The 16,078-nt window shown below is 52.0% G+C and carries 13 protein-coding genes and 1 pseudogene; 6 read left to right on the top strand and 8 right to left on the bottom strand.

Going from position 1 to position 16,078, the window contains the following annotated elements:
- Nucleotides 1–88: 88 nt before the first annotated feature.
- Complete coding sequence (locus tag LVQ79_RS03180; protein ID WP_064514544.1) at nt 89–958, bottom strand: ROK family protein; 870 nt, start codon at nt 956–958, stop codon at nt 89–91.
- A gap of 188 nt (nt 959–1,146) precedes the next feature.
- Between LVQ79_RS03180 and exaC the strand changes: the two genes are divergently transcribed.
- Nucleotides 1,147–2,685 carry an acetaldehyde dehydrogenase ExaC gene (gene exaC, locus LVQ79_RS03175; protein ID WP_034460449.1) on the top strand — a complete coding sequence of 513 codons (1,539 nt, stop codon included), beginning with the start codon at nt 1,147–1,149 and terminating at the stop codon, nt 2,683–2,685.
- 61 nt (nt 2,686–2,746) lie between these two features.
- On the opposite strand, the gene selB is transcribed toward exaC, so the two are convergent.
- The 3 genes from selB to LVQ79_RS03160 form a co-directional block, all read right to left on the bottom strand.
- Nucleotides 2,747–4,594 carry a selenocysteine-specific translation elongation factor gene (gene selB, locus LVQ79_RS03170; RefSeq protein WP_232863869.1) on the bottom strand — a complete coding sequence of 616 codons (1,848 nt, stop codon included), beginning with the start codon at nt 4,592–4,594 and terminating at the stop codon, nt 2,747–2,749.
- Entirely contained in the window at nt 4,591–5,979 is a 1,389-nt protein-coding gene (selA, locus tag LVQ79_RS03165) for an L-seryl-tRNA(Sec) selenium transferase (RefSeq protein WP_232863868.1), read from the bottom strand. The genes selB and selA overlap by 4 nt, the downstream gene beginning before the upstream one ends.
- A gap of 70 nt (nt 5,980–6,049) precedes the next feature.
- Nucleotides 6,050–6,658, bottom strand: a complete 609-nt coding sequence (locus tag LVQ79_RS03160; protein WP_232863867.1) for a glutathione S-transferase — start codon at nt 6,656–6,658, stop codon at nt 6,050–6,052.
- A gap of 489 nt (nt 6,659–7,147) precedes the next feature.
- Between LVQ79_RS03160 and LVQ79_RS03155 the strand changes: the two genes are divergently transcribed.
- The 5 genes and pseudogenes from LVQ79_RS03155 (at nt 7,148) to LVQ79_RS03135 (ending at nt 11,905) form a co-directional block, all read left to right on the top strand.
- Complete coding sequence (locus LVQ79_RS03155; protein ID WP_232863866.1) at nt 7,148–9,067, top strand: PTS mannitol transporter subunit IICBA; 1,920 nt, start codon at nt 7,148–7,150, stop codon at nt 9,065–9,067.
- 111 nt (nt 9,068–9,178) lie between these two features.
- Entirely contained in the window at nt 9,179–10,324 is a 1,146-nt protein-coding gene (gene mtlD / locus LVQ79_RS03150) for a mannitol-1-phosphate 5-dehydrogenase (protein WP_232863865.1), read from the top strand.
- A gap of 13 nt (nt 10,325–10,337) precedes the next feature.
- A pseudogene (gene mtlR, locus LVQ79_RS03145) lies at nt 10,338–10,917 on the top strand (mannitol operon repressor MtlR).
- 63 nt (nt 10,918–10,980) lie between these two features.
- Complete coding sequence (locus tag LVQ79_RS03140) at nt 10,981–11,343, top strand: YibL family ribosome-associated protein (protein ID WP_232863864.1); 363 nt, start codon at nt 10,981–10,983, stop codon at nt 11,341–11,343.
- A gap of 193 nt (nt 11,344–11,536) precedes the next feature.
- A complete protein-coding gene (locus LVQ79_RS03135) occupies nt 11,537–11,905 on the top strand; it encodes a HigA family addiction module antitoxin (RefSeq protein WP_232863863.1) in 369 nt (122 codons plus the stop codon).
- Nucleotides 11,906–11,958: 53 nt separating this feature from the next.
- Here LVQ79_RS03135 and ghrB read toward each other — a convergent pair whose 3' ends face one another.
- The 4 genes from ghrB to LVQ79_RS03115 all read right to left on the bottom strand — a co-directional run bounded on the left by ghrB (nt 11,959) and on the right by LVQ79_RS03115 (nt 16,053).
- Nucleotides 11,959–12,933, bottom strand: a complete 975-nt coding sequence (ghrB, locus tag LVQ79_RS03130; RefSeq protein ID WP_232863862.1) for a glyoxylate/hydroxypyruvate reductase GhrB — start codon at nt 12,931–12,933, stop codon at nt 11,959–11,961.
- Between the two features lie 61 nt (nt 12,934–12,994).
- Nucleotides 12,995–14,293 (bottom strand): MFS transporter, encoded by a 1,299-nt coding sequence (locus LVQ79_RS03125; RefSeq protein ID WP_232863861.1) that lies wholly within the window; start codon nt 14,291–14,293, stop codon nt 12,995–12,997.
- A gap of 68 nt (nt 14,294–14,361) precedes the next feature.
- Entirely contained in the window at nt 14,362–15,300 is a 939-nt protein-coding gene (locus tag LVQ79_RS03120) for a sugar kinase (RefSeq protein ID WP_232863860.1), read from the bottom strand.
- A gap of 3 nt (nt 15,301–15,303) precedes the next feature.
- Complete coding sequence (locus tag LVQ79_RS03115) at nt 15,304–16,053, bottom strand: sugar phosphate isomerase/epimerase family protein (RefSeq protein ID WP_232863859.1); 750 nt, start codon at nt 16,051–16,053, stop codon at nt 15,304–15,306.
- Nucleotides 16,054–16,078 lie beyond the last annotated feature (25 nt).

Raw genomic sequence — 16,078 nt, 5'->3', positions numbered from 1 at the left:
CATTTTTCCTGTGTGGCACGAAGTATGAGAGGTATATAAGAAATATTTCATTAATCGTCCGTTGCCCGACAAATTCGTCGGGCTTTTTTTATTTCTGTTTTGCCAGCCAAACCGCGCCGAGCATACCCGCCTTATTCCCCAGCTTGCAGGGGCGAATCGGCACTTGTAGCACATCCCAGAACTTAAACCCTTCCAGGTGACGTTCCAGCATCGGGTAGAGCATAGGCTGAGTACTGACGCCGCCGCCCAGCAAAATCGCTTGAGGATCAAATAGTGACACAACGCTATAAATCCCACGCGCCAGGTATTTCACCCAGTTGTCGATAACACCCTGAATATGCAGATCTGTTTCAGCACGGGCAAAAATATCCTGACCGCGAATTTTCTCATCTGCCGGGATATTCATCTCGCGACGGCATGCATCCATCAACCCTTTGGCTGACGCTAACTGATGCATATCCTCACCATATTTTCCTACCGGCAATACGCCAAACTCACCGGCCCTGAAGTGCGAACCGCGCATAAGTTCTCGGTTTACGATAATGCCACCGCCAATGCCGGTACCAATCGTCACGCAGACCAGCGAATCATATTCATTGCCCGCACCCAACCACATCTCACCGAGGGCTGCACAGTTAGCATCATTTTCAACGGTAATGGGCAGGTCTGTCAGTTCGCCAAAAATCTCCAGCAAATTGCAGCCGTCAAGAAACTCAAGCGCCCCCGCTTTGGGGACATTGCCGGTATGAGGGTTGATATAACCGGGAAAACTGATGGCAATCCCGGCAATTTCATTATGCTGCCGATAGCCCGCCACCACACTTTGCCAGGCATCCAGAAACTGCTGGCGGTCATAGTGAGTGTCATACTCTTCAGCGATCAGCACCTCCCCCTCTTCAGTGAATAAACCATGCTTAACGTGGGTGCCGCCCACATCGAAACTAATAAACAGGCGCATGAGCAATCCTTGTAGCGAAACGGGAAAAGGTAAACTTTAAGTATGTATCAAAACCAATAACCTGCAGGCTGATTACTCTTAATCAACGAAAAACCAATCCGTGACCTGTGTCGTAAAGCGCTCAAACATTGGCGAAGAATTCACCGCTGGCGACTACGCTTGAGAGTGCAAACGACAAGGAGATTCACATGACAAATAATCCTCCCGATACCCGAATTATCCCGGGCGAGTATGGTTTCCCGCTCAAGCTTAAACCTCGTTACGACAACTTCATTGGCGGCCAGTGGGTAGCTCCTGTCGAGGGAAAATACTACGAAAACCTTACCCCAGTTACTGGGCAACCACTATGCGAGATAGCCAGCTCCAGCAAAGGCGATATTGATTTAGCGTTAGATGCAGCGCATGAGGCAAAAGCAGGCTGGGGCGGTATGTCAGTTCAGGAACGTGCCAATATTCTGCTAAAAATTGCCGATCGCATGGAGCAGAATATTGAGCTGCTGGCGGCGGCTGAGACCTGGGATAACGGCAAACCAATCCGTGAAACCAGCGGTGCCGACGTGCCTTTGGCTATCGACCATTTCCGCTATTTTGCGTCCTGTATTCGCGCTCAGGAAGGCGGGATCAGTGAAGTGGACGGCGATACGGTGGCGTATCACTTCCATGAACCGCTCGGTGTAGTAGCACAAATTATTCCGTGGAACTTCCCACTGCTGATGGCGAGCTGGAAAATGGCTCCGGCACTGGCTGCGGGCAACTGCATCGTGCTCAAACCTGCACGTTTAACGCCGCTGTCGGTTCTGCTGCTGATGGAGTTGGTGGGCGATTTGCTACCGCCGGGTGTCATCAACGTAGTGAACGGTGCTGGCGGTGAAATCGGTGAATATCTGGCAACGTCCAAACGTATCGCCAAAGTTGCTTTTACCGGCTCCACTGAAGTGGGCCAGCAGATAATGCAGTATGCGACTCAAAACATTATCCCGGTCACGCTGGAGTTGGGCGGTAAATCCCCAAATATCTTCTTTGCTGATGTGATGGACGAAGAGGACGCATTTTTCGACAAGGCACTGGAAGGTTTTGCGCTGTTCGCCTTCAACCAGGGCGAAGTGTGTACCTGCCCGAGCCGCGCGTTGGTGCAGGAATCCATCTATGAACGCTTTATGGAGCGTGCGATTCGCCGTGTGGAATCTATCCGCAGTGGTAACCCTCTGGACTCACGTACCCAAATGGGGGCGCAGGTGTCACAAGGGCAGATGGAAACCATTCTGAACTACATCGATATCGGCAAAAAAGAAGGGGCTGATGTCCTGACTGGTGGGCGCCGCAAAGCACTGGAGGGTGACCTGAAAGCGGGTTATTACCTCGAGCCAACCATTCTGTTCGGCAAAAATAATATGCGCGTTTTCCAGGAAGAGATCTTCGGGCCGGTGCTCGCTGTGACGACCTTCAAAACTGTAGAAGAAGCATTGGAGCTGGCGAACGATACCGAATATGGCCTCGGCGCTGGTGTCTGGAGTCGTAACGGTAATCTGGCGTACAAAATGGGCCGTGGCATTCAGGCGGGGCGCGTGTGGACTAACTGTTATCACGCTTATCCAGCGCATGCGGCGTTTGGGGGCTACAAACAATCCGGTATCGGGCGTGAAACCCATAAAATGATGCTGGATCATTATCAGCAGACCAAGTGTCTGCTGGTGAGTTACTCCGATAAGCCGTTAGGGTTGTTCTGATATGAGTTGAAAAAGACACGTCTCACTCTGGCATTGGGCCAGGTGAGATGTGTTTATTACGCTATTTCTCGGCCAGGAATAGCGCCTTATCACGCAGTAAATGGTCATTGCCACGGCGGCGGGTAAAACCAATTCGGTCAAAGTATTCGAGAATTTGCACCGCTAGTTTGCGACCCACGCCGAGGCTGTCTCGGAAATCCGCAGCGCTGGTGGCTCCTTGCGTTTGATCCAGCTCGCGGATCAAATTAGCAAAGGTTTGAATCCGATCGTTACGGTAATAACGATCTTTTAAGATCGCAGTCACTAACCCAAGTTGCGCGGCAAAACGCAGTAGCTGACGTACTACTTGTTCATCTTGTTGTGTTTCCCGAGCCAGATCGCGAACCCACCAAGGGTCATCACCAAATAGAGCGTCAATTTTCTCCCAAACTGCCAACTGCTCTGCGGAAAAGCCCGGTTTGTGATGGGGCAGATGTAGCCAGCCTTGTCGGCTCGCGAGTAATCCTTCCTGGCGCATTTTTTCAATCAATGCCAAAACCAGTGGCTCATCTTCGCTTGGTAAAGCCATGCGACGCAGACGCTCACGGCCAGGGCCGGGCTGGTCGTCATGCTGTTGGTGATAACGCTCCAGGGTATCGAGTAGTTTTTGCTTCCAGCGTGCGGCCATTTCCTCGCTAAGCAGGCTATTACCCGCGCGCAGAAAATCGGTTCTGTTTAGCAAATCTTGCAAGCCCTGAGAGGTCAGCTGCCGCACCCAGGCGAAATCAGTCAGCGTAACGGCGCTTCGTTGTAGATGGATATCGAGCGCCTGCGGGTCATTTTCTGCCTGTTTAAGCTGTTGTAACCACGCGAGGAATGCAGGCTGGCGTTTACCGCGGCGTGGGGCATGCAGAAGAATGGCGCGCGCTCCTGCAAGTGTGACGCGAGCGGATATATCACGCAGAACCAGGCGGTCATTGTCTGCAAGCCATAACGGCGTATCCAGAACCAGTTCGGCGAGGTCATCTTCTAGCAGAGAAATGCGCCCGGTGACATGACTTGCTGCATGGTGGATATGCAGCGGCTGCCATTGTTGCAGCTGTGCATGGCTTTGCAGTTGTACGATCACGCGCTCAACTGGCTGAAGGGGTTGTTCCGCCAGCAGCCAGTCACCACGTTTGATATCCAGTTTTTCCGCATCGCCGCTAATGTTGACAGCTATGCGTTGCCCGGCAAAAGCGGTGTCGGTTTTACTATTTTGGGCATGCAAACCGCGGACACGCATCGGTTTATCAGCACCGGTTAACCACAGTGTGTCACCAATTTTTACTTCGCCACTTAATGCGGTTCCGGTCACGACCAGACCGGCACCTTTGACGGTAAAAGCACGGTCAATAGCGAGACGGAAACGATGCTGGCGAGGGTGTGCACGTTCCGGCAGAGCGAGTAGATGTGTGCGTAGCTCGTCAATTCCTGTGCCGCTGGTGGCTGCTGTGACAAACAAAGCCGCCTCTTGCCAGCCAAATTCACTGAGTGTTTCCAGCACCGCCTCGCGGACTTCATCGATTCGCGCATCACTCACCCGATCGGCTTTGGTCAAGGCCACGGTTAGTGACGGTTTGCCGGTTAATTGCAAGATAGCGAGATGTTCGCGAGTTTGCGCCATCACGCCATCATCGCAGGCGACAACTAACAGCGCGTGGTCGATACCCCCCACGCCTGCCAGCATATTGGCGAGGAATTTTTCATGGCCTGGCACATCAATAAAACCAGGGATGCGGCCATCGGGTTGTGGCCAGTATGCATAGCCCAGGTCGATAGTCATGCCGCGCTTTTTCTCTTCGGGCAGACGGTCAGCATTCACGCCAGTTAAGGCTTGCAGCAGGGTGGTTTTGCCGTGGTCAACATGCCCGGCGGTAGCAATAATCATGGGTTCAGGTTCTCCATGAAACCAGCTTCATCTTCAAGGCAGCGTAAATCCAGCCATAAACGCCCATCGCTGATGCGGCCAATAATCGGTTTTGGTCGTTCCCGTAGGGCTTGTGTGAGCGCGGCAAGTGTTGCGCCACGCCCATCTTTTGGTGTGAAAGTCACAGCTGCACTGGGTAGCCTATCCACCGGCAACGAGCCGCTGCCAATTTGCGATAAACATGGTTCTACGCAAACGGTAAATTGCTCGCCATATTTGCCTTCAAGGGATGGCAACAGGCGTTGTGCAAGCTGTGTGATTTCACTGGCGTTACGGGTTAGCAAACGCAGCGTCGGCAATCGTTCTACCAATGTTTCCGGGTGTTGATAAAGGCGCAGCGTCGCTTCGAGTGCAGCCAGCGTCATTTTATCGGCGCGTAATGCGCGTTTAAGCGGGTGGCTTTGAATGCGGGCGATAAGATCTTTTTTGCCAACGATAATGCCCGCTTGCGGGCCGCCGAGCAGTTTATCACCAGAGAAACTCACAAGGCTTACGCCTGCGGCTATCAACTGTTGCGGCATAGGCTCTTCTGGCAATCCCCACTGAGTTAAGTCGACCAGCGAACCGCTGCCTAAATCAGTCACAACAGGGATATTTAACTCATTACCGAGTGCTACCAGTTCTGCTTCATCGACCGCTTTAGTAAAGCCCGCAACCTGGTAATTGCTGGTGTGGACTTTCATCAATAGCGCCGTATTTTCATTCGCCGCCTGGCGGTAATCTTTCAAATGCGTGCGGTTTGTCGTGCCAACTTCCACAAGTTGGCAACCCGCCTGGCGCATCACATCTGGAATACGGAATGCACCACCAATTTCGACCAGCTCGCCACGTGAAACTACAACCTCTTCGCCGCTGGCACATGCCGCCAGCATCAGCAATACGGCTGCCGCATTGTTATTAACGATACAGGCGTCTTCCGCACCGGTCAGTTCGCAAAGCAGGCCCGCCAATGCTTTGTCACGGTGCCCGCGCTCTGCACCATGTAAATCATATTCCAGTGTTACGGGGTAGCGCATTGCCTGAGTCACAGCCTCAATTGCGGCTTCTGCCTGCAATGCGCGACCCAGGTTGGTATGCAGTACCGTGCCGGTCAGGTTAAATACTGGTAATAGGGCGCTGCGCTGGCCTGACTCAAGCTGAAGCTGCGCATGAGCTGCCCAATCGCTGTTCCAGGGCGGCAGGATCTCCTGAGTACGAATGTGTTCCCGTGCCACCTCCAGCATCTCTCGTAAGGTGTTCACCACCTGAGTGTGGCCGAAATGGTGCAGCAAAGTGCTGAATGAGGCGTCACGTAACAGTTTATCGATTGCTGGAAGTTGGCTGTACAAGGTGCGATGGGTAGTCATAGCAAGCCGCAGAATGGTGAAATATTGCGATAGTTTACAGGGGGAGTTGCCCCCCTGTCATGGCGGGAGATCATGCTGTTGGCGGTTCAGTACGTGCAAAACTTTCCCGTTCGAAAAGTTTCTCCACCAGTTTGACTAAATGTGGGCGATCGACACACCAGCCTGGCGAAACGCGACGGAAATTGAGGTAGCCCACAGCGCATGCCACCGCAATGGTCGCGACGCTTAGGTTTTCCGCATCCAGTTTTTTATCTGCGACGTACTGTTCGAGCAGTGTCAGGCTGCGGCTTATTTTTTCACGTTGGCGTAGTAGTTCCGTTTCAGATTGCTGCTCCGGCGGGCGCTGGCGTTCGCGTACTGAAACCAGAGCCGCGTCCATAATGCCATCGGCCAGCGCTTCTATCTGGCGCATCTGCAGTGCAGCTAATGGATCGCGTGGGATGAGGGCTGGGGCGATATCCAACAGCTCAAGATATTCGGCAATTACCGGTGAATCGAACCAGTATTGCCCATCGCCGGTGACCAGCGCCGGGACTTTGCCCAGCGGGTTGTATTGCGGCGTGGTGCTTTCTGAAGTCCAGGGGTTATCGTTTACAAACTCAAACGTGATGCCCTTTTCCAGCAGGATCACTGAGATTTTGCGCACATACGGGCTGGTGTAATTACCGATAAGTTTCATTACATCGTCCATTTTAATCGACAAAGGGTAAGTATGGATCAGGAAGACTTAAGACGCCTGGGATCCCACGATGTTGTTTGCCGCTGCGCTGTAATTTTCTGACAAAATCCATTCTCTCCCTATGCCCGATTTGCCCTGGATCACACTCGCAAAAATCCACGTAAAATATTTTGTGAATCTCATCACATTTAAATAACAAAGTACCTCTCGTGAAATGTGATGTTAATCACACAAAGGCGTCAATGGTGAGCAAAATTTAGCCGCTGTGTTTTTTTTACACACCAATTATGTGATCTGGATCGCCTGATCATGCCTCACCACACCCTGCAATGAGTGATCTTAGTCACACAAAATCTAGCCTGCTGGACACCTTAACGATTCAGTGCCAGATTTGCGTCACTTAGAGCATCTGGCAGCGTTGCTTGCCACCACATTAACAATAAACCTCGGGCTGCTTTTCAGCGCGTAAACACAATAAGGGGTGTGCGTATGTCATCCGATATCAAGATCAGAGTGCAAAGCTTTGGTCGTTTCCTGAGTAACATGGTAATGCCAAATATCGGCGCGTTTATCGCCTGGGGTATTATCACCGCCTTATTTATCCCGACCGGTTGGTTGCCAAGTGAAACACTGGCGAAACTGGTAGGCCCAATGATTACCTATCTGCTGCCATTGCTCATCGGTTATACCGGTGGTCGTTTGATTGGTGGTGACCGTGGTGGTGTGGTGGGTGCAATCACCACCATGGGTGTTATCGTCGGTGCGGATATGCCGATGTTCCTCGGTGCGATGATTGCCGGTCCTCTGGGTGGCTGGGCGATTAAACATTTTGACGCGTGGGTAGACGGCAAAATCAAATCCGGCTTTGAAATGCTAGTGAACAACTTCTCCGCTGGCATCATCGGTATGATTCTGGCGATTCTGGCGTTCATGGGTATCGGCCCTGCGGTTGAAGTCCTGTCCAAAGTTCTGGCGGCGGGCGTTAACTTCATGGTTGTCCATGACATGCTGCCACTGGCTTCTATCTTCGTAGAACCAGCGAAAATCCTGTTCCTGAACAACGCCATCAACCACGGTATCTTCTCGCCGCTGGGTATTCAGCAGTCCCACGAACTGGGCAAATCAATCTTCTTCCTGATTGAAGCAAACCCAGGTCCAGGTATGGGCGTATTGCTGGCGTACATGTTCTTTGGTCGTGGTAATGCTAAGCAGTCTGCAGGCGGCGCGGCAATCATCCACTTCCTGGGCGGTATCCACGAAATTTACTTCCCATATGTGCTGATGAACCCACGTCTGATTCTGGCCGTTATCCTCGGCGGTATGACTGGCGTGTTCACTCTGACTATCCTGAACGGCGGCCTGGTTTCTCCGGCATCTCCGGGTTCTATCCTGGCGGTTCTGGCGATGACTCCAAAAGGTGCTTACTTCGCTAACATCGCAGCTATCGTGGCAGCAACAGTGGTGTCCTTCGTGGTTTCAGCCATCTTGCTGAAAACCAGCAAAGTTAAAGAAGAAGACGATATCGAAGCAGCCGCTCGCCGCATGGCAGAAATGAAAGCTGAATCCAAAGGTGCAACTGCGCCACTGGCGGTAGGTGCTGGCCTGTCAAACGACCTGAGCCACGTACGTAAAATCATCGTAGCGTGTGATGCAGGCATGGGTTCAAGTGCCATGGGTGCTGGCGTACTGCGTAAGAAAGTCAGCGATGCAGGCCTGAAAAATATCTCCGTGACTAACTGTGCAATCAACAGCTTGCCGGATGATGTTGACCTGGTGATTACCCACCGTGACCTGACCGAGCGTGCGATGCGCCAGGTTCCACAGGCACAGCATATTTCCCTGACCAACTTCCTCGACAGCAGCTTGTACTCCAACCTGACCGAGCGTCTGGTGGCCTCCCATAACCTGAGCGAGAAAGAAGTGAAGGTAATGAGCAGCCTGGAAGACAGCTTTGTACCAAGTGAAGAAGGGCTGTTCCGCCTGGGTGCGGGCAACGTGTTCCTCGGCCTGACGGCCACCAACAAAGAAGAAGCCATTCGCTTTGCGGGTGAGCAACTGGTGAACGGTGGTTACGTCCAGCCTGAATATGTTGATGCGATGTTTGAGCGTGAAAAACTGACCCCAACTTATCTGGGTGAAGGTATCGCCGTTCCACACGGTACAGTTGAAGCGAAAGACCGCGTACTGAAAACCGGCGTTGTGTTCTGCCAGTATCCACACGGTGTTCACTTCGGTGAAGAAACTGATGATATTGCCCGCCTGGTTATCGGTATTGCCGCTCGCAATAACGAACACATCCAGGTTATCACCAGCCTGACCAACGCGCTGGATGATGATTCAGTAATTGATCGCCTGGCGAATACCACCAGTGTTCAGGAAGTTCTCGACCTGCTGGCAGGTAAGAAGTAAGTCTCCATTTCCCTCTCCCCAATGGGAGAGGGTTCTGGTGAGGGTGGTCAATACCACAAACCTCCTCACCCGAACCCTCTCGGGTAATTCAAATTTAAGAAGGTGAACGACATGAAAGCATTACATTTTGGTGCAGGTAATATCGGACGTGGCTTTATCGGAAAACTGCTGGCAGACGCTGGTATTCAACTGACCTTTGCCGATGTGAACCAGACTGTGCTGGACGCGCTGAATGCGCGCCATAGCTACCAGGTTCACGTTGTTGGCGAGCAAAAGCAAATCGATACCGTTTCCAATGTTAATGCTGTTAGCAGCATTGGCGATGAAGTTATTACCCTGATTGCCGATGTGGACCTGGTGACCACGGCAGTCGGCCCGGTCGTGCTTGAACGCATTGCACCAGCCGTGGCGAAAGGTCTGGTTCTGCGTCGTACCAACGGTAATGAGAAACCGCTGAACATCATCGCTTGCGAGAATATGGTGCGCGGCACCAGCCAGCTTAAAGCTCATGTCATGAAGGCGCTTTCAGAAGATGATCAAGCGTGGGTTGAGCAGCACGTTGGCTTTGTTGATTCCGCCGTTGACCGTATCGTTCCACCGTCAGAATCTGCCACTAATGACCCGCTTGAAGTCACGGTTGAAACATTCAGCGAATGGATTGTTGATAAAACCCAGTTCAAAGGTGATCTCCCGAACATTCCTGGCATGGAACTTACTGATAATCTGATGGCGTTTGTTGAGCGCAAACTCTTCACGCTGAATACCGGGCATGCTATAACCGCATACCTTGGCCAACTGGCCGGTCATCAGACCATTCGCGATGCGATTCTGGATGAAAAAGTCCGTGCGGTCGTGAAGGGTGCGATGGACGAAAGTGGTGCGGTGCTGATCAAGCGTTATGGCTTTGATGCAGACAAGCACGCAGCCTACATCCAGAAAATCCTCGGTCGTTTCGAGAACCCTTATCTGAAAGATGATGTGGAGCGCGTTGGCCGCCAGCCGCTGCGTAAATTGAGTGCGGGTGACCGTCTGATTAAACCGCTGCTGGGCACTATCGAATACGGTTTACCACGCCAATACCTGATCAAAGGTATTGCTGCGGCGATGCATTACCGCAGCGCGGAAGATCCGCAAGCGCAAGAACTTGAGAAATTGCTGGCAGAAAAAGGCCCGCAGGCGACGCTTGCTGAAATCTCTGGCCTCGAAGCCAATAGCGATGTTGTGGCAGAAGCGGTGAGCGCATACAACGGCAAATAGTGATGGAAAGCGGGTGCGGCAAGAAGTGGCTGCACCCAATAATACTTTTAGTGATGTAGGCAAAGATGGAAGAAACCCAGGCCTTTGAAAACCGTGTGCTTGAGCGTCTTAATGCCGGTAAAACCGTACGCAGCCTGCTGATCACCGCGGTTGAGCTTCTTACCGAAGCGGTGAATATCCTGGTGTTGCAGGTCTTCCGTAAAGACGATTATGCGGTGAAATACGCGGTTGAACCGTTATTGGATGGCGATGGCCCGTTAGGGGATCTTTCCGTGCGTCTCAAACTTATCTACGGCCTCGGCGTGCTTAATCGCCCAGAGTACGAAGATTGCGAGCTGCTTATGGCGCTGCGCGAAGAGTTGAATCACGACGGTAGCGAATATAATTTTACCGACGATGAAATGCTCGGCCCGTTCGGTGAACTGCACTGTGTTTCTGCTCTACCGCCGACGCCAAAGTTTGTTGATGGCAGCGATCCCGAGCTGTTTGCCATGCAAAAACAGCGCTATCAACAAATTGTTCGATCGACGATGGTGCTCTCTTTGACCGAGCTGATCTCCCGGATCAGCTTAAAAAAAGCCTTCCAGAAGTAAGTCCCTCTCACGCCGAATGGTGTATCCTTGCCAGCAATGAACTTTATTCACGGTTAATCAAAAATGAAAGAAATCGAAAAAGCAGAAATCAAACGCCTGAGCGATCGCCTCGATCTTATCCGTCACGAGATGCCAGAACTGCATCTGATCAACGATGCTGAAAAGTACGCTGAGATGGAAAAAGAGAAAGCGAAGCTGGAAATTGAGATCGTTCGCCTGCAAGCGGTGCGTAATCAGAAGCTGAGCAAAGAAGCACAAAAACTGATGGCGTTGCCGTACAAGCGTCCCATCACTAAGAAAGAACAAGCCAACATGGGCGCTCTGAAGAAAGCAGTGCGCGGCCTGGTTATCGTGCATCCAATGACGGCGTTAGGCCGTGAGATGGACCTCGAAGAAATGACCGGTTTTTCTAAGACTGATTTCTAATAAAGTCCGAATTTAAAAAGGGATGATCCTTTAAGGTTCATCCCTTTTATTTTGCTTAAAATTCCTCTTTTGCGAAGCTTCTAAGCAAATGCTGTTGCGCGATGCGGAACAGTAATGGTAGTGTTCCCTACAAGGGAACAGAATCCAGGGTATCATCAGATGCCTGGATCTTAAATTACGAGGACTACCACTAATGAAAATGAAAAATCCCCCACATCCAGGAGCGATTATTCAGGAAGCGCTTGATGAACTTAACGTGAGCCTGCGTGAGTTTGCCAAAGCGATGGATATCGCACCTTCAACAGCAAGCCGATTGTTAACTGAAAAAGCAGCGCTTACGCCTGAAATGGCGGTTAAGCTGGCAGTCGTGATCGGAAGTTCTGCTGATGTGTGGTTGAAATTACAAAATGCTCATAGTCTTGCTGCGGCGGAAAGAGCCGTTGATATGTCTAAATTGCAGGCTTTGCGCGATAAACTTATTCGTTCCTCCGTCCAGGCTGAAACAGGTAAGTTATCTGACGGAGATGAGGTTTTTGATAAGTTAATGCAAGATCTTAATTAAACGCCGATAAATCCGTAGGGCGGACAAGCGCAAGCGTCATCCGCCGCAATACATTACTTCAATACCTGCGGGTTCACGCAGTTCTCTTTCACATTGCCACTCAACGCCGCAATTAAATTATCCACCGCGCAAGCCGCCATGTTGTAGCGGGTTTCATGCGTTGCGGAACCGATATGCGGTAGCGCCACAACGTTCGGCAGGCTGAGAAGTGGCGAATCAACCGGCAGCGGTTCTTGCTCGAACACATCCAGACCGGCGGCGTGAATTTTGCCGTCTTTCAGTGCCTGAATTAATGCTTTTTCATCGACCACTGGCCCGCGTCCGGCGTTAATCAAAATCGCTGAAGATTTCATTTTCGCCAGCTGTTCCGCACCAATCAGATGATACGTTTCATCGGTCAGCGGCAGGGAAATACAGACGAAATCGGATTCGGCCAGCAGGGTGTCGAGGTCGCAATAACGGGCGTTAAAGCGCTCTTCCGCTTCCTGATGATGGCGACGTGCGTTATACAAAATCGGCATGTTGAAGCCGAAATGCGCCCGTTGTGCCAGCGCCAGGCCAATGCGGCCCATGCCGAGAATCCCCAGCGTTTTATGGTGCACGTCGATGCCAAACCAGTCCGCGCCAATACCGCCTTTCCACTCACCGGCTTTCACGCGTTCAGCCACTTCCACCGCGCGGCGAGCCGTCGCCAGCACCAGCGTCATCATGGTGTCCGCAACGGTTTCGGTGAGCACGGTTGGCGTGTGCATCAGTACAATTCCACGCGCATTCAGGGCATCGACATCAAAATTGTCATAGCCCACGGACACCGTTGAAGCCGCACGCAGCTTAGGAGTGTGGGACAGAAACTCTTTTCCGACCGTTTCACTGGAACCCAAAATCCCCTCCGCATTAGCGAAAACATCCGCGTTTTTTTGGAGATTTTCAGCACTCAGTGAACTGACTTGAGTGACGGTAAAGTGACTTTCAAGACGGGTAAGCAGGTCGTCAGGTAACTTTTTGTAGAGGATGACGGACGGCTTCATGGCGTTCTCCGTTGAACAGTTTAAAAATCGCCGGGCGGTATAACGACCGCCCGACTTGAAATTAGGCGTGGTGTGCTCTCACCGGAACTTGTTGGTTTATCGCCGGTTTCACTATCAGAGTTAGCCATACCGAGGCAAGCAATGCTACCCCCATAAATACATAGGATGCGGCCGGGCTGCCGGTTGCGCCATTAAGGTAACCAACAAACCAGGAGCCAACAAACGAACCGAGAGCGCCCATGCTATTAATTAATGCCATCGCACCACCGGCAACGTTGCGCGGCAGCATTTCCGGAATAATCGCGAAGAATGGGCCATAAGGTGCATACATTGCAGCACCAGCAATCACCAGCAGAGTGTAGGAAACCCAGAAGTGATCGGCACCTACCAACCAGGAGCCGAGGAATGCAAACGCGCCAATAAGCAGTAATGGCCAGACAAAAAGCTTACGGTTTTGCATTTTGTCCGAGGCCCAGGAGACAACAATCATGGCAATTGTCGCCGCCAGATACGGAACCGATGACAACCAACCAACTTCAACCATTCCCATGCCCGCGGCACCTGCGTTACGGATGATTGATGGCAGCCATAGCACGAAGCCATATACGCCAATACTCCAGCAGAAATACTGCATGCAAAGCAGCACAACATTACGCGAGCGGAAGGCTTCGCTGTAATTACGTACCGCTTTAATCCCTTCTTGTTCTTTCTCAAGTTGCGCCTGCAACGCCGCTTTTTCAGCATCAGATAACCAGCCAACCTGGGTCGGTTTGTCTTTTACCAGCACCCACCAGGCGAATGCCCAGATGACCGCCGGAATACCTTCAAAGATAAACATTTCGCGCCAGCCGAATGCCTGAATCAGGTAGCCGGAAACGACAGACATCCACAGCACCGTCACCGGATTACCAAGAATTAAGAAGGTGTTAGCCCGCGAACGTTCAGATTTAGTAAACCAGTTGCTGATGTAAATCAGCATTGCTGGCATCACGGCGGCTTCAACTACGCCGAGGATAAAACGAATCGCCGCCAGCGCTGGAATGTTGCTGACCATCCCGGTTAATGAGGCACAAGCACCCCATAAAATCAGGCAGACGAATATAAGTTTGCGCACGCTGCGGCGCTCGGCGTACATCGCCCCTGGGATCTGGAAGAAGAAATAACCGAGGAAGAATAGTGCTCCCAGCAGCGACGAAATACCTTTAGTGATACCGAGGTCTTCGTTAATGCCTGCGGCGGAAGCGAAACTAAAGTTGGCACGATCAAGGTACGCCAGGCTGTAGGTGATAAACACGATTGGCATGATGTACCACCAACGTTTTGGCGCGATTATCTTTGATGAAAGGGACTGGGTTTTCATAGGCAAGCCTCTATGTTGAGGAGAGACGCATCATGCCGAGTGTAGGGCACAGCTGACGCAATCTTAGTTTATTCGCCAAGCGCCGCTCGGGTGGGTAACCCTTCGCTATCGCCGATGACTTGTATCGCCAGTGAGCCGATTTTATTACCGCGGCTAACTGCTTGTGGTAAGGATTTTCCTTCGAGCAGGGCGCTTATCACCCCTACGGCAAAGCCGTCGCCAGCACCAACGGTGTCGACAACATTCTCGACCTTCACCGCATTTACTGCGCCTTTCTCGCCAGTGGCAGTTTTAAACCACGCTCCGTCAGCACCGGTTTTCAGCACCACGGTTTTCACGCCGTGATCGAGATAGAAATCGGCAATCGCTTCCGGGGTTTTGTGCCCTGTCAAAATTGCTCCTTCGCTCAAACCAGGCAGAACCCAGTCGGCCTGGAAAGCGAGTTTATTCAACTGCTTCACCATTTCCGCTTCGCTTTTCCACAATACCGGACGCAGATTTGGGTCGAACGAAATCGTTTTGCCTTTTTCTTTCATCACTTTCGCTGCGTGATTGAGCAGTTCTAATGAGCTGGCAGAAAGCGCTGCCGCCACGCCGCTCAAATGCAGATGGCGTGCCGAACAAAAGTACTCTTCGTTGAAATCAGCAACAGAAAGATGGCTGGCGGCGGACCCCTTACGGAAGTATTCCACAATGGGATCGGTTCCATTTTCTGCTTTAGATTTAAGCTGAAAGCCTGTTGCGTAGCGCTCATCGGTAGTCACGCCGTGGCTATTGATCCGCTCTTTTGCCAGCTGTTGTAGTACGTAGCGGCCAAAAGAGTCATTGCCCACACGGCTGACCCAGCCCACGTTCAGCCCAAGGCGCGCAAGCCCGGTGGCGACGTTCAGTTCTGCGCCCGCGACCCGTTTAACAAAAGACTCTGCGGCGGCTAAATCGCCGGTTTCCTTTGCGACAAACATCGCCATCGCTTCACCAATGGTGATCACATCCAGTTGGGTCGACATCGCTTACTCCTCGCGTAATAAATTGACGTAATGACGGGTTACAGCCGTCAAATCGCGGCCTTCAAGCGGGAACTCAATCCCACGTGGTGCATCTGCTGGCAGACTATTAAGCAGTTCCAGCCAGCGAGGTTCGGCATCATCGAGCGCAATCGCCCGGTAGTGATAATGGTGCGCAATGGCGGCTTTCACGTGGATATAACTGACCGACGGTGCAAGTACGCGTGCCGCAGCTTCTGGCGATTCTTCAACCCATAGCCAATTGGCCATATCAAAAGTGAGCGTCACAGGAAGGTTTAGCACATTGCAGGCGGCCTGGAAGCGTTGCATTGGAGCAAGTTTGCCGCTGCTGGTCTGGTCATTTTCCACCACCAAAGCCACGTCGCTTTGTGCCAGCCACTGCTGCAAAACAGAAAACTGCTGGCTGCCGCGAAAATGGCCGAGTGAAAGTTTCAGCCAGCTTGCGTTGAGTTGGTGAGCTTCAAGCAGCAAAGAAGGGATCAGCGGATTGAGTTTGCCGTCTTCCACAAACAGCGGTTCCGGTGCGGAATAACAGGCTTCTAGTTGATGTTCGGCAATTTGCTGCGCCAGTTCTGGCAATGCATCAAGCTGAGTGCGGCTAAACAATTCGCGACGGATTTCCACGCCGTCAGCTCCGGCATTGGCGATAATTGGCAGCAGGGCGTGTTGCCCGCCTAGTGCTGCGATGCGGTCATGCCCGTAAGCGGCAGTGACGACAATAATTTTTCTCGGCATAAAATTCTCCGGCCTGGCTCATCTA

The organism is Buttiauxella cochleicola (assembly GCF_021282405.1).
Lineage (GTDB): Bacteria > Pseudomonadota > Gammaproteobacteria > Enterobacterales > Enterobacteriaceae > Buttiauxella > Buttiauxella massiliensis.
The sequence above is the reverse complement of the archived record's forward strand: the minus strand, read 5'-3'. Positions and strand labels throughout refer to the sequence as shown.